21 protein-coding genes are annotated in these 22,081 nt (G+C 55.6%); 13 read left to right on the top strand and 8 right to left on the bottom strand.

The window, feature by feature from the left end:
- Positions 1 to 20: 20 nt before the first annotated feature.
- Positions 21 to 731 (bottom strand): YnfC family lipoprotein, encoded by a 711-nt coding sequence (locus VGM55_RS23345; protein ID WP_331636920.1) that lies wholly within the window; start codon positions 729 to 731, stop codon positions 21 to 23.
- A 239-nt stretch (positions 732 to 970) separates the two neighbouring features.
- On the opposite strand from VGM55_RS23345, the gene VGM55_RS23340 reads away from it, so the two are divergent.
- From VGM55_RS23340 to clcB, 8 genes are all read left to right on the top strand, one after another.
- On the top strand, positions 971 to 1,243 hold the full coding sequence (locus VGM55_RS23340) for a DUF1161 domain-containing protein (protein ID WP_154186299.1): 273 nt from the start codon (positions 971 to 973) through the stop codon (positions 1,241 to 1,243).
- Positions 1,244 to 1,445: 202 nt separating this feature from the next.
- The gene (gene ynfE / locus VGM55_RS23335; protein ID WP_331636885.1) at positions 1,446 to 3,887 is read left to right on the top strand and encodes a selenate/tellurate reductase subunit YnfE; all 2,442 of its coding nucleotides are present in this window, start codon (positions 1,446 to 1,448) and stop codon (positions 3,885 to 3,887) included.
- Positions 3,888 to 3,900: 13 nt separating this feature from the next.
- Positions 3,901 to 4,527, top strand: coding sequence for a Tat proofreading chaperone DmsD (gene dmsD, locus VGM55_RS23330; protein WP_331636884.1), 627 nt, complete (start codon positions 3,901 to 3,903; stop codon positions 4,525 to 4,527).
- A gap of 313 nt (positions 4,528 to 4,840) precedes the next feature.
- Positions 4,841 to 5,557 (top strand): osmoprotectant ABC transporter permease OsmY, encoded by a 717-nt coding sequence (osmY, locus tag VGM55_RS23325; protein ID WP_154185799.1) that lies wholly within the window; start codon positions 4,841 to 4,843, stop codon positions 5,555 to 5,557.
- Positions 5,558 to 5,575: 18 nt separating this feature from the next.
- Positions 5,576 to 6,481, top strand: a complete 906-nt coding sequence (locus tag VGM55_RS23320; RefSeq protein ID WP_154185801.1) for a glycine betaine ABC transporter substrate-binding protein — start codon at positions 5,576 to 5,578, stop codon at positions 6,479 to 6,481.
- A 9-nt stretch (positions 6,482 to 6,490) separates the two neighbouring features.
- The gene (gene osmW, locus VGM55_RS23315) at positions 6,491 to 7,129 is read left to right on the top strand and encodes an osmoprotectant ABC transporter permease OsmW (RefSeq protein WP_331636883.1); all 639 of its coding nucleotides are present in this window, start codon (positions 6,491 to 6,493) and stop codon (positions 7,127 to 7,129) included.
- A 36-nt stretch (positions 7,130 to 7,165) separates the two neighbouring features.
- Entirely contained in the window at positions 7,166 to 8,311 is a 1,146-nt protein-coding gene (gene osmV, locus VGM55_RS23310) for an osmoprotectant ABC transporter ATP-binding protein OsmV (protein ID WP_154185803.1), read from the top strand.
- Between the two features lie 97 nt (positions 8,312 to 8,408).
- Positions 8,409 to 9,701 (top strand): voltage-gated ClC-type chloride channel ClcB, encoded by a 1,293-nt coding sequence (gene clcB, locus VGM55_RS23305; protein ID WP_331636882.1) that lies wholly within the window; start codon positions 8,409 to 8,411, stop codon positions 9,699 to 9,701.
- On the opposite strand, the gene bioD is transcribed toward clcB, so the two are convergent.
- The 3 genes from bioD to VGM55_RS23290 all read right to left on the bottom strand — a co-directional run bounded on the left by bioD (position 9,654) and on the right by VGM55_RS23290 (position 12,720).
- Entirely contained in the window at positions 9,654 to 10,349 is a 696-nt protein-coding gene (bioD, locus tag VGM55_RS23300; RefSeq protein WP_331636881.1) for a dethiobiotin synthase, read from the bottom strand. The genes clcB and bioD overlap by 48 nt on opposite strands.
- 125 nt (positions 10,350 to 10,474) lie before the next feature.
- Entirely contained in the window at positions 10,475 to 11,692 is a 1,218-nt protein-coding gene (gene mlc, locus VGM55_RS23295; RefSeq protein WP_331636880.1) for a sugar metabolism global transcriptional regulator Mlc, read from the bottom strand.
- A gap of 125 nt (positions 11,693 to 11,817) precedes the next feature.
- The gene (locus VGM55_RS23290; RefSeq protein WP_331636879.1) at positions 11,818 to 12,720 is read right to left on the bottom strand and encodes a LysR family transcriptional regulator; all 903 of its coding nucleotides are present in this window, start codon (positions 12,718 to 12,720) and stop codon (positions 11,818 to 11,820) included.
- Positions 12,721 to 12,819: 99 nt separating this feature from the next.
- Here VGM55_RS23290 and VGM55_RS23285 point away from each other — a divergent pair, with 99 nt between their 5' ends.
- The 4 genes from VGM55_RS23285 (at position 12,820) to VGM55_RS23270 (ending at position 17,267) form a co-directional block, all read left to right on the top strand.
- Positions 12,820 to 14,070 carry an MFS transporter gene (locus tag VGM55_RS23285; protein ID WP_331636877.1) on the top strand — a complete coding sequence of 417 codons (1,251 nt, stop codon included), beginning with the start codon at positions 12,820 to 12,822 and terminating at the stop codon, positions 14,068 to 14,070.
- Between the two features lie 74 nt (positions 14,071 to 14,144).
- The gene (locus VGM55_RS23280; protein ID WP_331636876.1) at positions 14,145 to 15,629 is read left to right on the top strand and encodes a carboxypeptidase M32; all 1,485 of its coding nucleotides are present in this window, start codon (positions 14,145 to 14,147) and stop codon (positions 15,627 to 15,629) included.
- A 151-nt stretch (positions 15,630 to 15,780) separates the two neighbouring features.
- On the top strand, positions 15,781 to 16,152 hold the full coding sequence (gene asr / locus VGM55_RS23275) for an acid resistance repetitive basic protein Asr (RefSeq protein WP_331636875.1): 372 nt from the start codon (positions 15,781 to 15,783) through the stop codon (positions 16,150 to 16,152).
- A gap of 308 nt (positions 16,153 to 16,460) precedes the next feature.
- Positions 16,461 to 17,267, top strand: coding sequence for a trypsin-like serine peptidase (locus VGM55_RS23270; RefSeq protein WP_154185818.1), 807 nt, complete (start codon positions 16,461 to 16,463; stop codon positions 17,265 to 17,267).
- A gap of 3 nt (positions 17,268 to 17,270) precedes the next feature.
- On the opposite strand, the gene VGM55_RS23265 is transcribed toward VGM55_RS23270, so the two are convergent.
- The 3 genes from VGM55_RS23265 to mdtJ form a co-directional block, all read right to left on the bottom strand.
- Positions 17,271 to 19,439: a bifunctional diguanylate cyclase/phosphodiesterase gene (locus VGM55_RS23265; protein WP_331636873.1), complete on the bottom strand. Its 2,169-nt coding sequence runs from the start codon at positions 19,437 to 19,439 to the stop codon at positions 17,271 to 17,273.
- A 128-nt stretch (positions 19,440 to 19,567) separates the two neighbouring features.
- Complete coding sequence (gene mdtI / locus VGM55_RS23260; protein ID WP_154185820.1) at positions 19,568 to 19,897, bottom strand: multidrug/spermidine efflux SMR transporter subunit MdtI; 330 nt, start codon at positions 19,895 to 19,897, stop codon at positions 19,568 to 19,570.
- Positions 19,884 to 20,261, bottom strand: a complete 378-nt coding sequence (gene mdtJ, locus VGM55_RS23255; protein ID WP_331636919.1) for a multidrug/spermidine efflux SMR transporter subunit MdtJ — start codon at positions 20,259 to 20,261, stop codon at positions 19,884 to 19,886. Before mdtJ ends, mdtI begins: the two co-directional genes overlap by 14 nt.
- Positions 20,262 to 20,719: 458 nt before the next feature.
- Between mdtJ and VGM55_RS23250 the strand changes: the two genes are divergently transcribed.
- On the top strand, positions 20,720 to 21,754 hold the full coding sequence (locus tag VGM55_RS23250) for an AI-2E family transporter (RefSeq protein ID WP_331636872.1): 1,035 nt from the start codon (positions 20,720 to 20,722) through the stop codon (positions 21,752 to 21,754).
- Between the two features lie 144 nt (positions 21,755 to 21,898).
- Here VGM55_RS23250 and VGM55_RS23245 read toward each other — a convergent pair.
- Positions 21,899 to 22,081, bottom strand: a 183-nt coding sequence (locus tag VGM55_RS23245; RefSeq protein ID WP_331636871.1) for a hypothetical protein, incomplete at its 5' end; no start/stop codon positions are given.

Below are 22,081 nucleotides of genomic sequence, written 5' to 3'. Positions count from 1 at the left end.
TCCCGATAAACCAGCCGCTATCAGTAATACTCCACCGTATTTTTAATGGTGTAGTGCGTAACGGTTGGCGGCGTGGCTGAGTCATCCGTCATTTCCAGGTCGCAGGACAGCGGGTTAAAATGGCGGTCGTAATCACAGGTTTGCTTAACCGCGCCGACGGTTTTACCGTTCAGGGTGGTGGCCGCGCTGTAATCCAGCTTTTTCTTTTTATCGACGCCGGCTTTTGCCACGATGGCAAGCTCGCTGTCTTTCGACTTAGTGATTTTCCCCAGCGGATAGCCTTCGCTGTCGTACCGATAGGTTACCAGGACATCTTTGCCCTTCGCGGTCGTCACGAAATCATTGTCATCGGTGTCGTAGCTGATACCCGCGGCAGGCAGCTCCGCTAGCTGGCATTTACCCTGCAGCCTTACGCGCTTTTCACGACTGATAGCATCAACATAGTAGTTAGCGTCGAGCGCTAAGGCTGCACCGCTGTTGTTCTCAAGATCGTGGAATTCCAGGCTGTCAAAGCAGCCCTCCTCTGACAATACGCCGCTGACTCTTTTCAGGACCTGGCCCTGCGCATTCATCAAGGTCTGGCTAAAGTCTTTGACCGGGCCGCGCATAGGATCGAAATCGAACTCGTTAGAAAAACTGGCCATTTCCGGCGAGTACGCCTGCGGCGACTGTGAGTTGTCACACCCGGCCAGCCCTAAAGCCAGCGTTCCGAGGATAATGATTTTCTTCACGTTTTGGCGCTCTCTTGTTTTCATGTCACAACATGATATAAGCAAATACAACACTTTACACTAAAAGCGCTATTCTTATAGAAAGGGTAACGGCAATGTTCATTGTTTCTTTAAGTCCGGCTTATGGTCTAATAAAAACAATGAATAATGTTTTCTGGTTTGCCCCAAACGGCCGAAAACCACGTTTTTCGGCCGTTTGACATCAAGCTTATCGTTCACCTCAACATAAGGAAGAGATGATGAAACGTACCGTTTGGTTAAGCACGATACTGCTGATCGCAGCTGCCCCGGCGTTGTCCGCACAGGGCAGTTGCGAAAAGGTAAAAGCTGACATTCAGCAGAAAATTATCAATAACGGCGTGCCGGAGTCCGGTTTCTCACTCACCATCGTTCCGAACGATCAGGCGGACAAAGCCGGCGGTCAGGTCGTTGGTCACTGCGCTAACGATACGCAAAAAATTGTCTATACCCGCATTGCTGGCGGCGCCGCGCCGGAAAACGAACCGCAATAAACGTTGGCAGGGTGCCAGGCACCCTGCTTTCCTTCATCTAATTTGCCTCAACTGCCGCAACTTTGACTGGCGTTAATAACGCCTACCCCTAATTAAGTAACACTCTCCCCCGGCGCCCTCTGACGGGCAGCCTTAGCAATCACCAAAACTCAAAACACAAATAATAACGTCTTCCACACGACAAAAAGTCATGGAGAGCGCGATGTCGAACCTCAATCATCCAGGCGGGATTAGCCGCCGTAGCCTGGTAAAATCTTCTGCAATTGGCGGCCTGGCGCTCGCCGCTGGCGGCATTTCACTGCCTTTTGGCATGCGTAACGCGGCAGCCGCGGTCGCTGACGCCCTGTCGCCGGAAATCAAAGACAAAGTTGTCTGGGGCGCCTGTTCGGTTAACTGCGGCAGCCGCTGCGCCCTGCGGCTGCACGTTCGCGACGAAGAGGTCTACTGGGTTGAAACGGACAATACCGGGTTGGATACCTATGGCGATCATCAGGTGCGTGCGTGCCTTCGCGGGCGCTCTATTCGCCGCAGGATCAACCATCCCGAACGCCTGAATTACCCGATGAAGCGCGTAGGCGCCCGAGGCGAAGGCAAGTTTGAACGCATCAGCTGGGACGAAGCGCTGGACATCGTCAGCGCCAGCCTGAAACAAACCGTCGAAAAACATGGCAACGAGGCGGTTTACATTAACTACTCTTCCGGCGTAGTCGGCGGGAACATTACCCGCTCGTCCCCTTACGCCTCATTGGTGGCTCGCCTGATGAACTGCTACGGCGGTTTTCTGAGCCATTACGGCACCTACAGCACCGCTCAAATCGCCTGCGCGATGCCGTATACCTACGGCAGCAATGACGGCAACAGCACGTCGGATATCGAAAACAGCAAACTGGTCGTTCTGTTCGGTAATAACCCTGCGGAAACCCGCATGAGCGGCGGCGGCATCACGTATTACCTTGAGCAAGCCCGCGAGCGCTCAAATGCCCGAATGATCGTTATCGACCCGCGCTACACCGACACGGCCGCAGGCCGTGAAGATGAATGGATCCCCATTCGTCCCGGCACCGACGCGGCGCTTGTGGCGGGTCTCGCCCACGTAATGATTAGCGAAAATCTGGTCGATCGGCCCTTCCTGGATAAGTACTGTGTCGGCTACGACGAGAAAACCCTGCCGGCCGATGCCCCCCGTAATGGCCACTATAAGGCTTATATTCTCGGTGAAGGCGACGACGGCATTGAGAAAACCCCGCGGTGGGCCTCCGCCATTACCGGCATTCCGGCCGACAGAATCATCAAACTGGCGCGTGAGATTGCCAGCGCCAAACCCGCGTACATTTCCCAGGGCTGGGGCCCTCAGCGCCAGGCTAACGGCGAGCTGACCTCACGCGCCATCGCTATGCTGCCGATCCTGACCGGTAACGTAGGGATTAACGGCGGTAACAGCGGCGCGCGTGAATCTACCTATACCATCACCATCGAACGTATGCCGGTGCTGGAAAACCCGGTAAAAACGCAGATCTCCTGCTTTAGCTGGACGAACGCCATCACCCGTGGCCCGGAAATGACCGCCAGGCGCGACGGCGTGCGGGGAAAAGAGAAGCTGGACGTCCCGATCAAGTTCATCTGGAACTACGCGGGCAATACCCTCATCAATCAGCATTCCGACATCAATAAGACCCACGCCATTCTGCAGGATGACAAGCAGTGCGAGATGATTGTGGTGATCGAGAACTTTATGACCTCTTCGGCAAAGTACGCCGACATTCTGCTGCCGGACCTGATGACCGTCGAGCAGGAGGACATCATTCCTAACGATTACGCGGGCAATATGGGCTACCTGATATTCATCCAGCCCGCGACCGCGCCTAAGTTTGAGCGCAAGCCTATCTACTGGATGATGAGTGAGGTTGCAAAACGGCTGGGCGCCGATGTGCATCAGGCTTTTACGGAAGGGCGAACCCAGCGCGAGTGGCTACAGTATCTGTACGCTAAAATGCTGGCCAAAGACCCGGCGCTTCCGGCCTATGAAGCCCTGCGTAAAATGGGCATTTATAAGCGTAAAGATCCGGCGGGCCATTTTGTGGCTTACAAAAAATTCCGTGAAGATCCTCAGGCTAACCCACTCAAAACGCCGTCCGGGAAAATTGAAATCTATTCCAGCAAACTGGCCGATATCGCCGCCACTTGGGAGCTCGAAAAAGACGAAACTATCAGTCCGCTGCCGGTGTATGCTTCGACGTTTGAAGGCTGGGACTCTCCGCAGCGCAGCGAGTTTCCGCTCCAGCTGTTTGGCTTCCACTACAAATCCAGAACACACTCAACCTACGGCAACATTGACGTGTTGCAGGCTGCCGCGCGCCAGGAGGTCTGGATTAACCCGCTCGACGCCAAACGGCGCGGCATCACCAACGGCGACAAGGTCAGCGTGTTTAACGGACGCGGAGAGATTCATATTGAAGCAAAAGTCACGCCGCGTATCATGCCTGGCGTGGCCGCAATGGGCCAGGGCGCCTGGCACGACGCCGATATGGGGGCCGATCGAATCGACCACGGGGCCTGCATCAATACGCTGACCACGCACCGCCCTTCGCCGCTGGCAAAGGGCAACCCGCAGCACACCAATCTCGTTGAGATTAAAAAGATCTAAGAAGGAATCAGTCATGACCTCTGAACAACAACGCCTGTCGGCGGTAGCCCTTAGCGGTCGGGTGCTCGGAGCCCTGTTTTATCATGCCCCTGACCATCCGGACAGTGCCTCGCTTCTCGGGATGCTCTCAGCCCCTGAGTGGGTAAAAGAATGGCCGGTACAGGCTCCCGAACTTGCGGAAATAGCCTCGATGATGGCCACAGGCCTGGCGGACAGCGACACGCCGGTAGGCGAAGAATATCAGCGCCTGTTTATTGGCCCGTACGCGCTGCCCGCGCCGCCCTGGGGTTCTGTCTATCTGGATAAAGAAAACGTGCTGTTTGGCGACTCGATGCTTGAGCTTCGCCAGTGGATGCGCGCGCAGGGCTTTGCCCCACAAACGGAGCAAAACGAGCCTGAAGATCATTTTGGGCTAATGCTGATGCTGGCGGCCTGGCTTGCCGAACAGGGGCAACAGCGGCAGCTCGATGAACTGCTTGCGTGGCACCTGCTTCCCTGGGCTACGCGTTATCTGAATTTACTAACCGAAAACGCCGCTAATGATTTCTATCGCGGACTTGCCGAGCTTACCCGCCTCACCCTTTCAGGCTGGCAACACGGCATGCTGACGCCCGTCGCCAGCAAAGAACTGTTCTTCTAAGAATCCTGGGCTCTCAGGAAGCCGGGTAGCGCCGGTTTTCTGAAAAAACGCCGGTTTATCCCCCCCACCAAATGTGACAACGTCACTTCATGTTAACATTTTTAAGACAAATCTTTACTTTTCTCTTCCAGCCCAGAACCCATAAGGTCTGGGCATTACTTTATCTGCTAAACCATTAGCCACTTAATTGTCGCCAAAACTGGAATCCTCCCCGCTGCGTTGCTATAGCTCCAGACACCCTGCCGACACATGGCATAACAACAGGCTGCCCCTCCGGCGGCGATAACGCGTGCACACAGGGAGACACACTGCAATGCAAAACGCATCCTTCGCAACACGGTTCCTGCTCGGACTGCTTGCGCTTATTTTAGTGCTCGGTCTACTGGTTTGGGGCATTGGCCTCGATACCCTTAAAGCCCGCCAGGTCGATTTACTCTACCTCGGGCAACAACACTTAATTCTGGTCTTCAGCTCTATGGCACTCGCCCTGCTGGTTGGTATACCCAGCGGGATTTTGCTGAGCAGACCTGCGGCTCGCCGCTGGGCTGAGTACGTGATGCAAATTTTCAACATCGGCAACACGCTGCCGCCGCTTGCGGTGCTGGCGCTGGCGATGGTGATCATCGGCATCGGCGACAAACCGGCCATTATAGCCCTGTTCCTCGCCTCGTTGCTTCCCATCGTACGTAATACCTATGCCGGACTTTGCAGCGTCCCCGCATCGCTTATTGAGGCCGCCAACGGTATTGGCATGACCAAAATGCAGCGGCTACGCCAGGTTGAAATCCCCAACGCCTGGCCGGTGATGCTTTCCGGCGTACGTATTGCCACCGCAATCAACGTCGGTACCGCGCCGCTGGCCTTTCTTATCGGCGCGAGCAGCTACGGCGAGCTTATCTTCCCGGGAATTTACCTGAACGACTTCCCAACGCTGATCCTCGGGGCCGTGGCGACGGCACTGTTCGCCCTGATCCTTGACCTGGCGCTCGCCAGCCTGGGCCGGGCGCTGAGCCCCCATACCGCTAAATAACAACAATAAGGAGCGTTTATGAGACTGCTTTCACGCGTGCTGACGGCGGCGTTTGCCGCGGCATCACTTATTGCCTCACAGGCCCAGGCCGCGCCGCTGATTCTCGCCACCAAAAGCTTTACCGAGCAGCATATTTTGTCGGCCATCACCACGCAGTATCTGGCAAAAAAAGGCTTTCAGGTTACGCCCCAGACCAACATCGCGACGGTGATTTCCCGTAATGCGATGATCAACAAACAGATTGATATGACATGGGAGTACACCGGAACCTCGCTGATTATCTTCAACCATATTAATAAGCGAATGACGCCGGAAGAGTCGTACAACACGGTCAAAAAGCTGGATGCAAAGCTGGGCCTCGTCTGGCTGAAACCGGCCGAGATGAACAATACCTACGCCTTCGCCATGAAGCGTGAGCGGGCAGAAAAAGAAGGCATCACCACGATGTCGCAGCTGGTAGAACGCATCGAACATATTCGCCAGACCGACCCGAAACATAACTGGATGCTGGGCCTGGATCTCGAATTCGCCGGACGCAGCGACGGCCTGAAGCCTCTGCAACAGGTTTACAACATGCCGCTGGACCGCCCGCAGATCCGCCAGATGGACCCCGGGCTGGTCTATAACGCCATCCGCGACGGTTTTGTCGATGCCGGGCTTATCTACACCACCGACGGGCGTATGAAGGGCTTTGACCTGAAAGCGCTGGTGGACGATAAGGGCTTCTTCCCAAGTTACGCTGTCACGCCCGTCGTGCGCAAAGACGTGCTGGACTCGCATCCGGGGCTTGAGGAGGCGCTGAACACCCTTTCGTCCGAGCTGAATAATGAGGTGATAACAACCCTGAATGCCAAAGTTGATATCGACCATGAAACCCCGCAGCAGGTCGCTCGTGAATTCCTGCAGCAGAAAGGCTTGCTCTAAGGAGGTATCGTGGAAACGTTACATTATATGATTGATAATGCTGGGTATATTGGCTCTCTTACCCTGCACCACCTTTGGTTAGTCCTGATTGCCGTCGGCCTGGCCATCATCATCGGCGTGCCGCTGGGCATTCTTATCGTGCGCCATAAATGGCTTGCTACGCCGATTCTGGGCTTTGCCACGATTTTGCTGACCATTCCGTCCGTGGCGCTGTTTGGCCTGATGATCCCCCTGTTTTCGCTGATCGGTCAGGGTATTGGCGTGGTGCCTGCCGTCACGGCGGTGTTCCTCTACTCCCTGTTGCCGATTGTGCGCAACACCCACACCGCGCTGGACAGCCTTCCACCGGGGCTGCGTGAAGCCGGACGCGGCATCGGCATGACATTCTGGCAACGCTTGCGCTGGGTGGAAATTCCCATGGCGCTGCCGGTGATTTTTGGCGGCATCCGCACCGCCGTAGTCATGAACATTGGCGTCATGGCGATTGCCGCCGTCATCGGCGCAGGCGGCCTGGGTCTGCTGCTGCTCAACGGCATCGGCGGGAGCGACATCCGCATGCTGATTGCCGGCGCGGTGATGATCTGCCTGTTAGCCATCGTGCTCGACTGGCTGCTGCATCGCCTGCAGCTGCATTTCACGAAGTGGTAACCACGCCGTGAAGCCGTATTCAAAGGAGAGTTAATAATGATAAAACTTGAAAACCTCACACGACAATTTGTACAGAAAAACGGTCAGACCTTTAACGCCGTCGACAACGTCAGCCTGAACGTGCCCGAAGGGGAAATGTGCGTGCTGCTCGGCCCCTCCGGCTGCGGCAAGACCACCACCCTGAAGATGATTAACCGCCTGATAAAACCGACCGGCGGCAATATTCTAATCAATGGCCAGAACACTAACGACCTGGATACCGTCACCCTGCGCCGTAATATCGGCTACGTTATCCAGCAAATCGGCCTGTTCCCGAACATGACGATCGAAGAAAACATTACCGTCGTGCCGCGCATGCTGGGCTGGGACAAAGCCCGCTGTAAAGAGCGCGCCAGCGAGCTAATGAGCATGGTGGCGCTCGACCCCAACCGTTTTCTTAACCGCTACCCGCGCGAAATGTCCGGCGGCCAGCAGCAGCGAATTGGCGTGATCCGCGCCCTGGCGGCCGATCCTCCGGTGCTGCTGATGGATGAACCGTTTGGCGCGGTTGACCCGATTAACCGCGAAACCATCCAGAACGAGTTTCTGGATATGCAGCGTCAGCTGAAAAAAACGGTGATGCTGGTCAGCCACGATATTGATGAGGCGCTGAAGCTGGGTGACCGTATTGCGGTATTCCGCCAGGGTAAAATCATCCAGTGCGCCAGCCCGGATGAACTGCTGGCAAAACCGGCCAATGAGTTTGTGGGATCGTTCGTCGGCCAGGACCGCACCCTTAAGCGCCTGCTTTTGGTGCAGGCAGGTGACGTTACCGACCAGCAGCCGACCATTACCGCACGTGAATCCACGCCGCTGGCAGAAGCCTTTGCCACCATGGATGATAACGACATGCGCTCAATTACGGTGGTTGACGGCGAGGGTAAACCGCTGGGCTTCGTTAAGCGTCGTGAAGCGCGTGGCGCAACCGGAACCTGCTCCGATCTGATTCACCCGTTCCGCGTAACCGGGCGAGCGGAAGAAAACCTGCGTATCGTGCTGTCGAAGCTCTACGAGCACAATATGGTCTGGATGCCGATCACCGATGAAGATGGCCGCTACAGCGGGGAAATTTCTCAGGATTATATTGCGGATTACCTCAGCTCAGGCCGAACGCGTCGGGCGCTGAATATTCAGCAGAGTTAATCAACTTAATGCGCTGCCAACGGGTGGCGCATTTTCCTTTTGAGCTTATTCGTTTTCTCCCCCACAATAGCGCCATTCCCCCGCTACTTTATGCGCTATGCACCGTTTACACGCCTTTCCTGACATCAGAGAAATGCTTCGCCGCCTGGTGATTGCGGTCTTCATTGGCCTGGCCTCCGCGCTGGTTGTCTGGCTGTTTCGTCAGGCTATGTATCTGCTTGAAAACGCCTTCCTTGGCGATAGCGGCGGCAGCCTTGTCGCGGCAGCGGCGGCGCTTGCCCCCTGGCGGCGCGTACTCACACCTGCGGCAGGCGGCCTGCTGGCCGGGCTTCTGCTTTGGGGCTGGCAGCGAGCAACCCGTCAGCGCCCTTCTGCGCCAACCGACTATATGGAAGCCATTGAAACCGGCGACGGCCGGCTGGACGTTCCTTCCAGCCTGGTTAAGTCCGCCGCTTCTCTGATCGTCGTGGCAAGCGGCAGCGCAATCGGCCGTGAAGGGGCGATGATCCTGCTGGCAACGGTGTTTGCCTCCGTGTTTGCCCAGCGCTTTACCCCGGGCAAAGAGTGGAAGCTATGGGTCGCGTGCGGAGCCGCAGCCGGAATGGCCAGCGCCTACCACGCGCCGCTGGCGGGAAGCCTGTTTATCGCGGAAATCTTATTTGGCTCGCTGATGCTTGCCTCGCTGGGGCCGGTGGTGATTGCCGCCGTCAGCGCCCTGCTGATGACCCACTTGCTGAACGGCGGACAGACGCCGCTTTACATCGTCACCCTGCTCGACCCGCCTTTGCCTTCCCACTACGGGCTGATGGCGCTGCTCGGGTTAACGGCGGGCGTCATTGGCCCGCTAATGCTGTGGCTACTGGCCAGGAGCAGTACGCTGTTTCGCGGACTTAAGCTGTCTCCTCCGTTACAGCTGGCGCTCGGCGGGCTGATTGTCGGCCTGCTTTCGCTGGTGACGCCAACCGCCTGGGGCAACGGGTACAGCGTGGTGCAGTCGTTTCTGACCAGCCCACCCGCGCTGCTGTTTGTGGCTGGCGTATTGCTGTGCAAACTGCTGGCGGTGATGGCAAGCAGCGGCTCCGGGGCACCGGGCGGCGTGTTTACGCCAACGCTGTTTATGGGTGCGGCGCTGGGAATGCTGTTTGGGCAGATTTGTGGGCTATGGGGAGGGGGCGAACCGCTGATTATCCTGCTGGGGCTGGCGGGAATGGCGTCTTTGCTGGCGGCAACAACGCATGCGCCGATTATGGCGACGCTGATGATCTGTGAAATGACCGGGGAGTTTACGCTGCTCCCCGGTTTACTGCTGACCTGCGTTATCGCCTCAACGCTGTCGCGCTGGCTACGCCCGCAGTCGGTCTACCGTCAGAGCGTTGCGCAACCGGGATAAATCGATATATGCGCCCAGCTCGCGCTGTTCTGCTCGGGGCAGATACGGCAGCTCACCGACCAGCGGCCCCGGTAATTTTTTACTGAGCACGTCGATAATTTCAGCGTAGTGCGCAAGGCCCGGGTTGATGCGGTTAGCTACCCAGCCGATAAACGGCAGGCCGTCACTGGCAATGGCCTGGGCGGTCAGTAAGGCGTGATTGATGCATCCTTCCTGTATCCCCACCACCAGCAGCACCGGTAACTGTTCCTGAACAACCCAGTCAGACAGCGGGCGCAGATCGTTCATCAGGCTACGCCAGCCGCCGGTGCCTTCCACCACGACGTGGTCCATTTGGTCGGAAAGCCTTTGCAGCCCGCTCGACAGCAGCGAATAGTTAATCGGCCCGTGATGGCTGATGCTGCTCTCTTCTTCGCTGAGTGCAATGGGGTTAATGGCTTCGTAAGGCAGTTTGATCGTCGAGACGCTTTGCAGTACCAACGCATCCCTGTTGCGCAGCCCCTCTGGCGTCTCTTTACTGCCCTTCGCGACCGGTTTATAGCCGACAACGCTTTTACCGCTGGCCGACAACGCCTGCAGCAAGGCTCGTGAAACCACCGTCTTCCCTACGGCAGTATCGGTACCTGTTATAAAGAAACGCTTAAGCATGACTGTCTCCCGAGGTAATGCTAGCAAGAAAAAAATAAAGAGAAAAATTAACCCGGGAAAGTCTAAAAGAATGGCGCTGTAGCCAGATTGAGATAGCGCAATATTTGGTGAATCAGGGCGTAAGATCAGCCCTGCAGTAGGCGAATTAGTAAAGAGCCGTTATACATTGCGTCTTTTACCAGCGCCGCTCCGGCCATGGTTCCGCGGTTATTAAACTGCGTCCCCTCCACAATGGTGTGGCTGCTATAGGCAGGTAACGCCTGCTGGCGTATACAGTCAGTGATAGCCGGGTGAAGGATAGAGGCTGCGCGGTTAAGCGGCGAACCGATAAGGATTTTTTGCGGATTAAACAGGTTGACCATAATAGCCAGAATGCGCCCCACGTTTTGCCCAACGCCGATAATAATGTCTTTCGCCAGCAGATCGCCGCTCAGCGCGGCATCGCACAGTGATTCCACGTTCAGCGGCTGACCGTGCAGCATCGAGCCCATAGACTGGCTCATACGCTGCTGCGCCAGCTCCAGCACGCTTTCCACGCTGGCGATAGTTTCCAGGCAGCCGTGGTTGCCGCAGTAACAGCGTTTCCCGTACGGGTCGACCTGCGTATGGCCAATTTCCACCAGACTGCTGCTGCCGGCGTGAAGCAGGCGGCCATCGGTGATAACCCCGGCCCCCACGTTATGATCAATCACTACCTGAATGACGTCTCTGGCTCCCTGAGAGGCGCCAAAAAGCCCTTCTGCCATGGTCCACGCGCTGATGTCGTGCTGGATAAATACCGGCACACCCGTGTGGTTTTCGAGCGCTTCGCCCAGCGGCATATCGCAGATATCGTAGAACGGCATGCGATGAATAATGCCGCGCACGGTATCAATAATTCCGGGTAGCGTAATGGCGATGGCGGTAAGGCGCTCAAGCTTTTGCTGATGGCGAATAAAGAATTGGTCGACCTGGAAAACAATACGTTCCAGCAGCGGTTGCGGGTCGGTAATCGGCAGTTCCACGACATCTTCTACCACCAGCTTGCTGCTAAGATCGCGCAAGCCAAGAGAGATTTCACCGCGGCTCAGGCGTATTGAAAGGTAATGCCAGGCTTCCGTCTCAAGCATCAGGCCCACCGCGGGGCGCCCCCGGCTGCCGGGATCCTGAATTTCCGTTTCCTGTACCAAATGCGCTTCAAGCATTTCCCGTACAATCTTGGTGATACTGGCCGGAGCCAGCTGCGCCAGGCGGGAAAGATCGATTCGCGACACCGGACCGTGGGTATCAATCAAGCGATAAACAACGCCAGCGTTGGTTTGCTTAATCTGATCGATATGGCCCGGTTGACTATCAGCAACCACGTGGTACTCCCTTTATTTTCGCGCTTCGAAATAAACTTTTAGGCTATGGTTAAACACTTCAAGTGGGGTCGTCAAATATTTACGTAGGGTTGTGATTTACCGCACATAATCCCGCCACATTCGCCCTATTTTAGCCCTGAAGACGCCTCGGTTAACAGCGCCGAGATACGCTTTGCCGCCGCCGATAATTCCCGGTGCTTCGGCCACACCAGCCACAGCTCAGACTCCGCTTCCTGCTCGTCAATCGGCAACCATACAACATCACTCAGGCGAATGCGGTGAAACGAAGCAGGGAGAATTGACACGCCAAGCCCGGCAGACACTAACCCAATGATAGTCATCGCCTCACCGACCTCCTGAGTGATGTACGGCACGATATGATGACGTCGGAGTAAGCCGATAATGTCGTCGTACAGCCCGGTACCAACGTGCGGATCAAAGAAAACAAACGGCTCCTGCGCAAGCTGCTTAAGCGATACCGAGCGGCTGCTGGCCAGCGGATGGTCGCGATGAACCATCGCCAGCAGCGGTTCACGCAAAATCAGCGTCCAGTTCAGGGTATCCGGCAGGCGCGTATTACGCATTAGCCCCAGCTCCAGTTCACCGTCGTTAAGAGGCGCAATCTGCTCGCGGGTATTCACCTCACGCATCTGGAGATGCACGTCAGGGTAACGCTTGCGAAAGCGGGACAGGCTGTCTGAAACTGCTTTAATAAACGGCGCGGAGGACGTAAAACCGATACGCAGCTCGCCGGTTTCCCCCTGATGCAGGCGTGCGGCCCGTGCGGCAGAGGCATCAACCTGACTAAGAATTTGCCGGGCATCGCTGAGAAACTGCTGCCCCGCCGCGGTCAGGTTAACGCTACGATTGGTGCGCGCCAGCAGTCGGGCGCCGATTTGCTCTTCAAGGATTTGAATTTGCTGGCTAAGCGGCGGCTGGGAGATCCGCAGCCGGGCGGCCGCCCGGCCAAAATGCAGCTCTTCGGCGACGGCGACAAAATAGCGAAGATGGCGCAGCTCAATATTCATATGTTTAAAGTATCATTTGAGATTATTAATATATTAGACAGAACATTTACACTTTTCTACTCTGTAAAGAATAAGTTAACGCCCGCGTAAGGATTTATCTTGAGTCGTACAACTACCGTCAGCACCGCCCCGACAGAGGATGCCGACGAAAGCCCTGCTTCCCACTCTGTCAGCTATATCAAACGAGGTACACCCCAGTTTATGCGCGTGACGCTGGCGCTGTTTTCCGCCGGCCTTGCCACCTTTGCCCTGCTTTATTGCGTCCAGCCTATTTTGCCGGTGTTATCGCGTGAATTTGGCGTCAGCCCGGCAAGCAGCAGTATTTCGCTCTCGGTGTCTACCGCCATGCTGGCCATCGGCCTGCTGTTTACCGGCCCGCTTTCGGACGCCATTGGCCGTAAACAGGTGATGGTGACCGCGCTGCTGTTGGCCTCATGCTGTACCCTGCTGTCGACGCTGATGACCAGCTGGCACGGCATTCTTATTATGCGCGCCCTTATCGGCCTCTCTTTAAGCGGCGTTGCGGCAGTCGGCATGACCTACCTCAGCGAGGAGATGCACCCCAGCGTGGTGGCCTTCTCGATGGGCTTATACATTAGCGGGAACTCCATCGGCGGTATGAGCGGCCGGCTTATTACCGGCGTACTGACCGACTTCTTTACCTGGCGCGTGGCGGTGGCGGCTATCGGCTGTTTTGCCCTCGCCTCGGCGCTGATGTTCTGGAAAATATTGCCCCAGTCCCGGCATTTCCGCGCCTCCAGCCTGCGGCCAAAAACGCTGTTTATTAACTTCCGCCTGCACTGGCGTGATGAAGGGCTGCCGCTGCTGTTTGCCGAGGGCTTCCTGCTGATGGGGGCGTTTGTCACGCTGTTTAACTACATTGGCTACCGGATGATGGAAGCGCCGTGGTTCCTCAGCCAGGCCATTGTGGGCCTGCTCTCCGTGGCCTACCTCACCGGCACCTGGAGCTCGCCAAAAGCAGGCGCAATGACCGCTAAATATGGCCGTGGGCCGGTGCTGATTGGCTTCACGGCCATTATGTTCCTTGGCCTGACGCTGACCGTTTTCTCCTCGCTTATCGTGATTTTTGCCGGGATGCTGCTATTTTCCGCAGGTTTTTTCGCCGCCCACTCGGTTGCCAGCAGCTGGATTGGCCCACGCGCACGCCGCGCAAAAGGCCAGGCCTCCTCGCTGTATCTGTTTAGCTATTACCTTGGCTCCAGTCTCGCAGGCACCCTCGGCGGCGTGTTCTGGCACCAGTTCGGCTGGAACGGCGTTGCGGCGTTTATCGGCTCGCTGCTGCTGGTCGCTCTGCTTGTCGCCTCGCGTTTACACCACAAAGCACACTAACCTGCTGCCGCTCTCGTGTTCAGGTAAGCTTAATGCTATTTTCTTTGGCGTTAACAACCTGTTCACGAGGCCATATGGAAAAGCAAAACTATAATCACCTGACCCGAACCTTCCAGCGTCTGTCCCGTTTTGATCACCTGTCTGCCATTGCAGGCTGGGATATGTCCACCATGATGCCGGCTAACGGCAGTCAGGCTCGCGGCGAGGCCCTCGCTGAACTTAGCGTGCTTAAGCACCAGATCCTGACCGACAAAAAAATCGCTACTCTGCTGCAGGCCGCCGCTCAGGAAGATCTTAATGACGTTGAGCGCGCTAACCTGCGCGAAATGACCCGCCATTATCAGGAAGCCGTGTTGCTGCCGGACGCGCTGGTTGAAGAAAAATCGCTGGTGGGCACCCGCTGTGAACACGGCTGGCGCACCCAGCGCCCGGCCAACGACTGGCAGGGTTTTTCCACGAACCTGAAAGAGGTCGTTCGCGTCAGCCGCGAGGAAGCCCGTCTGCGGGCGGAGGCAAAAGGCATTTCCCGCTACGACGCGCTGCTGGATATCTACGAGCCAGGTATGACCAGCGCCAAGCTCGACGTGCTGTTTGGCGACCTGCGTGACTGGCTACCGAACCTGCTGCAGAACGTGGTCGACAAGCAGGCCAAAGAGAAAACGCTTGTTCCACAAGGCCCCTTTGCTACGGAAACGCAACGCCAGCTGGGCCTTGATACCATGGCGCTACTGGGCTTCGACTTTAACGGTGGCCGTCTTGACGTCAGCGCACACCCGTTCTGTGGCGGCGTGCCTGAGGACGTGCGGATCACCACGCGCTATAACGAAGAAGAGCTGTTCAGCTCGTTGTTCGGCGTGATCCATGAAACCGGCCACGCTCGCTACGAACAGAACCTGCCGCGTGAATGGCTTGGCCAGCCCGTTTCCCTGGCCCGCTCTACCGCTATCCACGAATCGCAAAGCCTGTTCTTTGAAATGCAGCTTGGCCGCAGCGCACCTTTCCTGAAGCTATTGCTGCCGAAGGTGATTGAGCGTTTTGGCCCGCAGCCGGCGTTCGAATTAAACAACTTTATCAACGTTAACCAGCAGGTTGAGCGCGGCTTTATTCGCGTTGATGCTGATGAGGTGAGCTATCCGGCGCACGTTGTTCTGCGCTATGAGATTGAACGGGCGCTTATCGACGGCGATATCGAAGTCGACGACATCCCGTCGCTGTGGAATGAGAAAATGCAGTCCTGGCTTGGCCTGTCCACCGAGGGTAACTATCGCAACGGCTGTATGCAGGATATTCACTGGACCGACGGCGCGTTCGGCTACTTCCCGTCCTACACGCTCGGTGCCATGTATGCGGCACAGTTGTTTAGCGCCGCCTCTCGCGCCTTGCCAAACCTGGAGCAGGAGATTGCCGGTGGCGATTTCAGGGCGCTGTTTGACTGGTTAAAACAAAATATCTGGCAGCACGGCAGCCGTTTCACCACCTCACAGCTGATAACAAATGCGACGGGCGAAGATCTCAACCCATTGTATTTCCGCAAGCATTTAGAATCACGTTACCTGTAAACACCTCACGCCGGGTCGTCTGTACCCGGCGTTGTACATTACGTTACACGCCGATACCAATCACTCACTGAAGACTTAGTCTCCCCAGCCTATAGTTCATTTCAACGGCCCCGCAGTGGGGTTACATATAAACAAATTCGAGGATGTCGAAATGAAAAAAGTATTAGCTCTGGTTGTTGCCGCTGCTATGGGTCTGTCTTCTGCTGCTTTCGCTGCTGACACTACCGCTACCGCGCCAGCTGCTGCTCCAGCAACCACCGCTGCTGCACCTGCTGCTAAAGCACCAGCTGCAAAAGTAACTCACCATAAAAAACACAAAAAAGCTGCCGCTCAGAAAGCGCAGGCTGCTAAAAAGAAACACAAAAAAGCCGCTAAACCAGCGACAGAGCAGAAAGCTCAGGCTGCCAAAAAGCACCACAAAAAAGCAGTAAAACCAGCTGCACAGAAAGCTCAGGCTGCTAAAAAACACGTGAAAAAACATCACAAAGCCGCTGCTAAACCAGCTGCACAGCCAGCAGCATAAGCCAGACGGGGTAACCCGTTAGCTTAAAGCGTTTACCTTAAAACGTTTACAAAGACACCCGGCTTGCCGGGTGTTTTCTTAGGAATAAGGCACAGCCTTTAGCACGTACTTATTTCTGGAGTGCGGATAATGTTGCGACGCTACAGTTTCGAGTTAATCCTCGCCCTGCTGATCATCTGCGGTATTATTACGCTGAGCTTCTGGCTCTGATAGCGTAGTCTGCTGTTTTTACTCCCACTTTCGGTCCGTTCCGACTATAGTTACTTCATCTATAAAAACCATAATTATTAGCCCCTTCAGAGAAAGCTATGCGCAAAAGTGTTGTGTTGTTTTTAGGAGCTTTGATCCTTTTACCTCAACTCGGTCATGCGGATGATGACGATAGCCCGGCTAACGTTAAAACGCTGTTCTTCGGTAAAGATGACCGTATTCGCGTCACCAATCCTCAGGATGCCCCCTGGGATGCCATCGGCCAGCTGGAAACCGCCAGCGGCAATCTATGCACCGCCACACTCATTTCCCCGCATCTGGCTTTAACCGCCGGACATTGCCTGCTGCAGCCGCCGCGCGGTAAAGCGGATAAAGCGATTGCACTGCGCTTTATTTCCCACAAAGGGCAATGGCGCTATGAAATTCATGATATTGAAGGCCGGGTGGATAAATCACTGGGTCGCCGCCTTAAGCCGGACGGAGACGGCTGGATAGTACCGTCGAGCGCCGCACCCTATGACTTTGGCCTGATTATTATCCGCAATCCGCCTTCGGGGATCACGCCGCTGCCGCTGTTTACCGGCGACAAGGACGCCCTGACCGAAGCGTTAAAAACGCAGGATCGCAAAGTCACGCAATCCGGCTATCCGCTGGATCATCTGGACGACCTGTATACCCATAACAATTGCCTGATAACCGGCTGGGCACAAGCGTCCGTGCTGTCGCACCAGTGCGATACCCTGCCCGGCGACAGCGGTTCACCCTTGCTGTTGAATACCGCCGAGGGCTGGCAGCTGATTGCAGTGCAAAGCTCTGCACCGGCGGCGAAAGACCGCTACCGTGCGGATAACCGGGCTATTTCTGTCACCGGCTTCCGCGACCGGCTGGAAGCGCTGGCACAGTAAGCACTATGCCTGATGCCGCTGGCGCAGCAATAAGACTGCGTCCAGCGGCACCGGCTGGCTGAAGAAGTACCCCTGCAGCCGGTCACAACCCGCAAGGCATAGCAGCTTTAGCTGATAGTCGTTTTCCACCCCTTCCGCCGTTACCGCCATTCCCAGGGCGCTGGCAATCCGCACCGTGCCGCTGACCAGGGCCAGCGCTTGCTCATCGCTGTCCACCAGCCCGGCCAGCGATTTGTCTATTTTGATGGTGTCGAAATTAAAGCGGCGCAGATAGCCAATGCTCGAATAGCCGTTGCCGAAGTCGTCGAGCGCCACCGCCATCCCCTGAGATTTAAGATTACGGATGGCCGCCAGCGCACGTTCCGGGTTTTCCAGCACGTAGCTTTCGGTAACCTCAAGCTCCAGCCGCTGCGCCGAAAACTGCGTGTCCTGCAATACCCTGGCGACCTTATCTTCAAACTCAGGGTCACGGAACTGCGCCGGGGAAATATTCACCGACAACCGTAAATCCTCAAAGGGCTGTAAATCGCGGCACGCGCGGCGAAGTACAAACTGCCCCAGGGCGTAAATCAGACCGCTGGTTTCGGCCACGGTGATAAACGCATCCGGTAACAGCTCTCCCCCTGGACGACGTGGCCAACGTACCAACGCTTCAACGCCGGTCATCACCTGACTACGCGCATCAATAATAGGTTGATACCAGACCTCAAACTCATCCCGCGCCAGGCCTGCGCGAATATCATTTTCGATAATTAACCGACGCTCACGAACGTTGTTTAGCGCCGCATCATAATAAGTGGTGCGCCCTTTACCGGTAATTTTGGAATGGTACATGGCGATATCCGCACGGCGGAAAAGCTCAGAGCTGCTGCAATCGACCAGCGAACCGCAGGCAATGCCGATACTGGCGCTGATGTGGATAGTGTTTTCCCCCACGGGAATCGGCTGGCTCAGGAAATCCAGCACCGAGCCTGCAAAGGCAGAAGAGTGTTCCCCGGCGTGCTCGCCGCCGAGCATCATGGCAAACTCATCTCCGCCCATTCTGACCAGCATGCCGTTTTCCGGCACCCTGTCGCGCAGCTCGTGAGCAATGGTGACGATCAGCTTGTCACCAATGTCGTGCCCGTAAATATCGTTCACGTCCTTAAAGCCGTCGAGATCGATAAACACCACGCTTTTCTCATCGGTATCGCCGCGCTTGCTGATGGTTTCCAGCCGCTCGATCAATGCCCGGCGGTTAGGCAAATGGCTTAGCCAGTCGGTCAGCGCGATAGTTCTGGCCTGCTTTTCACCACGCGCCAGCTTGTACAACCCCAGGCTACTGATGGCGATAAACACCAGAATCAGCACCGCGGCAAGCACCGCAATGCGCATAATGTCGGCCGATGCCGCATGTGCCGCCTCCGCGCCCGGCAGCCTTGGCCGCCAGCTCAGGTAGCCCAGCGTCTCACCTGACGTACTGTCTAACGGTACGCTGGACGAAACCGACGGGCTGGACGTTAAGCGCAGGTTTTCAATCTGAAACGTGTTACCCAGCTCTTTAAGCATGCCGCTATTAATCTGTCGGCCAATCACCAGATAGCGGCGCGTGGCGTCGCGCACCTGAAGCCGCCCCAGCATCGGACGAATCAGGCCAATGCCGATAAACGACACGCCATATTCAGTTTGGGTGATACCGGCGAAAATCTTTTTATCGTCCCTCAGCGTTTGGGCATTCTGATGAACCAGAGCTTCAAATCCCTTACCCAGCAGGCTGATATCCCGCCCCGCCACTCGCTGGCCGCGAAAAGAGCCCCAGAGGATATTGAACCCTTCATCCAGCACGTAAACGCCGTCATAAAGGTTATTGATTTTGTAGCCCGCGCCCCAGGTGTTATACAGCCAGTTCACGTCCAGTACCGGGCGATAAACCTGATTCACGGCGTCATCCCACACGGCATTGTCAATGACCAGCGCCCACACGCGGTTGACCGAGGTCTGAATAGCCCCCTGCACCGACATCGCGCTTCGATGCTCATCTATCTCGTTGGTTTTACTACTGATAAGGTGAAGGGACAGGTACAGCAACGCGATAATAGAAACGATCAGCCCGATCCCTGCCATAAAGACCATGGCAAACAGGGTTCCGGCAACGGGCGTACTTTTCCAGCTAATGGGATTACGCAATTTCATCTCTCTTTTAAGTGAAATAACGTTGAGATAACCGGCTATTAATTAAGAGAAGGCTCTTTTACCGTAAAATAAGCGTAATACACCTGGAGGAAAGCGCTGCCCGAATAATTAGCGGGCAGCGTGATAGATCAGGCAATTTTGATAATAATCATCCCGACCAGCAGTAAACCGAGGCCTATCCAACCTTTGCGGTTGAGTCGCTGGCCGAAGAGGATCCAGCCCGCGGCGACGGTCGCGGCAATACCAAACCCGCCCCACAGCGCATAAGCGACGGACAGTTCGATACCCTTAACCGCCTGCGCCAGAGCGCTGAATGCCGCCAGAACCGCCAGCAGGGACAGCACGCCGTACAGCGGGCGACGGAAACCATCCGACTGTTTTAATAATATATTGGCGGCGATTTCCAGAACGATAGCCAGCAGCAGCCACAGAGCGTGAACCCACTCAAACGACGGCATGATGCTCCCCCTTCTCTGGCGTCACCGGGCGCGCTTTTTTCGCTCGCGTACCGGATTTAATCAGCGCAATACCGACAACCAGCGTGGTCAATCCAAGTATTTTTAATGGCGAAATGGATTCATCGAACAGCAGGACGCTGAAGAGGGTAATAAACAGAATGCCAATCCCTTCCCACATGGCATAGGCCACGCCGAGGGCAATCTTTTTCACCGAAAACGACAGTAAAATATAAGAAAGCGCGATCATCACCAGCATGAAAATATAACCTGCGTTATTTTCGCTGACGCTTGACCATTTCATAGATAAAGTGCCGGTAATTTCGGCAGCGATAGCCAGTCCCAGTAAAATCCAGTAAATCATGATTTCTCTCCTGACAGAGAAAATAGTGCTGCAAAAAGTCTGCAAGACACGTCAAGACGACGAGCAAGAGCAAATTAAAAAACCAAAAAAATTGTCAGAAGAAAGGGACTATAGCGCGTTGCGCCAGTGCTGCTCACCGGAGAGTGAAGATGTGGAGATAACGAAAACGAATTGATGATTTAAAGAAGTGCTGAACATATTGTCCATAATTTTTCCAACTTATCCGCGGTGTTGCTTCTCGTCAGTTGCGGATAGAAAATTGTCCTCGGTAGTTAAACACGCTAATTTTATAGCATAATTTGGTAAATCGGCGCCTGATATTTACACTCCTTTACGCTACACAGCAGCCTGACAGTAATGTATTAAACTGCTTTCAACGTTTAAAATAGCGTAATTAATGGATGAATGTTTTAACAGTGGTGTATTATTTTTCGACCCGCCGAACTGGAGAATCAGCAACGATGGCTAAATCGATTATTACTCTGAAAGCGTTAAAAGCCGTGATTATGCTGGGTATGTTGGTCATTATTCTGGTGGGCATTAAAGCCGCGGCAGATATCATTGTGCCTTTTATTCTTGCCCTGTTTATTGCCGTTATTCTTAACCCGCTGATTCACCGCCTTGAACGGGTGCGGGTGCCGCGCGTGCTGGCGATTATCCTGGTGGTGGTTGTCATTATTCTGAGTATGGTGCTGTTGCTTGCCTACCTCGGCACTTCGCTTAACGAGCTGGCGCGCACTCTGCCACAGTACCGCTCTTCGCTGGTCGTACCGTTAAAGACGATTGAGCCCTGGCTGCAGCGAGCAGGGATCTCGGTTTCTGTCGACGAATTAATAAAGTACGTTGATCCTAACGCGCTGATGACGCTGGTGACCGGCCTACTCACTCAGCTTTCTAACGCGATGACCTCCATCTTCCTGCTGCTGCTCACCGTGGTGTTTATGCTGATTGAAGTCCCGCAGCTGCCGCGCAAACTGCAGCAACTGATGTCCCGTCCGGAAGAAGGCATGGGAGCCATTCAGCGCGCGCTGGATAGCGTCAGCCATTATTTGGTCCTTAAAACGGCAATTAGCATCGTCACGGGGCTGGTGGTCTGGGGCATGCTCGCCGCACTCGACGTCCGGTTTGCCTTTATCTGGGGCCTGCTGGCCTTCGCGCTCAACTACATTCCAAACATTGGGTCCGTGCTGGCGGCGATTCCGCCTGTTGTACAGGTTCTGGTGTTCAACGGGTTATATGACGCGCTGATCGTCGTGGCGGGCTACCTGCTGATTAACCTGGTGTTCGGCAACATCCTCGAACCACGAATAATGGGCCGCGGGCTTGGGCTGTCGACGCTGGTGGTGTTTCTGTCGTTAATCTTCTGGGGTTGGCTGCTTGGCCCGGTAGGCATGCTGCTTTCTGTTCCGCTGACCATTGCGGTAAAAATTGCGCTTGAACAAACGGAGGGTGGCAAGAGTATTGCCGTGCTGTTGAGTGATATGAGTAAGTCTTGAAGGTTGAGCTCTTTACCCTGGTCCTCTCCCCACCGGGAAGAGAGGATCCAAACCACGATGGGATTCTGTTACTTTGCGGAGTTCCGTTCACCCATAGATCTGTTTTCCCTGCACGTTCCCGGCACGGTGAACGTGCCAGGGAGATTACGCCATCTCCCTGGCAACCCCGGCGCCCGGCAAGCTCATCGCCGCTGAAGCGGTAAACCCACCGGCTATCACCCAAACATTCGGGGTCGTTCGCGATTCGTTCCCGACGATCGCTCTCTTTCGCTGCTCCCGGCAGCTCAACCCCGCCTGAGTTGGGTCATCACCGGGGGCGATGAGAGC

The organism is Cedecea sp., assembly GCF_036500665.1.
Taxonomy (GTDB): domain Bacteria; phylum Pseudomonadota; class Gammaproteobacteria; order Enterobacterales; family Enterobacteriaceae; genus Cedecea.
Note: the sequence above shows the minus strand (reverse complement) of the source record. Positions and strands in the feature narration are given on the sequence as shown.

Excerpts from the sequence above, each read along its gene's own strand:
- clcB (WP_331636882.1), top strand. The coding sequence starts at position 8,409 with ATGCACCGTTTACACGCCTTTCCTGACATCAGAGAAATGCTTCGCCGC.
- VGM55_RS23340 (WP_154186299.1), top strand. The coding sequence starts at position 971 with ATGAAACGTACCGTTTGGTTAAGCACGATACTGCTGATCGCAGCTGCC.
- osmY (WP_154185799.1), top strand. The coding sequence starts at position 4,841 with ATGCAAAACGCATCCTTCGCAACACGGTTCCTGCTCGGACTGCTTGCG.
- bioD (WP_331636881.1), bottom strand. The coding sequence starts at position 10,349 with ATGCTTAAGCGTTTCTTTATAACAGGTACCGATACTGCCGTAGGGAAG.
- VGM55_RS23280 (WP_331636876.1), top strand. The coding sequence starts at position 14,145 with ATGGAAAAGCAAAACTATAATCACCTGACCCGAACCTTCCAGCGTCTG.
- ynfE (WP_331636885.1), top strand. The coding sequence starts at position 1,446 with ATGTCGAACCTCAATCATCCAGGCGGGATTAGCCGCCGTAGCCTGGTA.
- dmsD (WP_331636884.1), top strand. The coding sequence starts at position 3,901 with ATGACCTCTGAACAACAACGCCTGTCGGCGGTAGCCCTTAGCGGTCGG.
- VGM55_RS23290 (WP_331636879.1), bottom strand. The coding sequence starts at position 12,720 with ATGAATATTGAGCTGCGCCATCTTCGCTATTTTGTCGCCGTCGCCGAA.
- VGM55_RS23265 (WP_331636873.1), bottom strand. The coding sequence starts at position 19,439 with ATGAAATTGCGTAATCCCATTAGCTGGAAAAGTACGCCCGTTGCCGGA.
- mdtI (WP_154185820.1), bottom strand. The coding sequence starts at position 19,897 with ATGCCGTCGTTTGAGTGGGTTCACGCTCTGTGGCTGCTGCTGGCTATC.
- VGM55_RS23270 (WP_154185818.1), top strand. The coding sequence starts at position 16,461 with ATGCGCAAAAGTGTTGTGTTGTTTTTAGGAGCTTTGATCCTTTTACCT.
- asr (WP_331636875.1), top strand. The coding sequence starts at position 15,781 with ATGAAAAAAGTATTAGCTCTGGTTGTTGCCGCTGCTATGGGTCTGTCT.
- VGM55_RS23320 (WP_154185801.1), top strand. The coding sequence starts at position 5,576 with ATGAGACTGCTTTCACGCGTGCTGACGGCGGCGTTTGCCGCGGCATCA.
- osmV (WP_154185803.1), top strand. The coding sequence starts at position 7,166 with ATGATAAAACTTGAAAACCTCACACGACAATTTGTACAGAAAAACGGT.
- VGM55_RS23250 (WP_331636872.1), top strand. The coding sequence starts at position 20,720 with ATGGCTAAATCGATTATTACTCTGAAAGCGTTAAAAGCCGTGATTATG.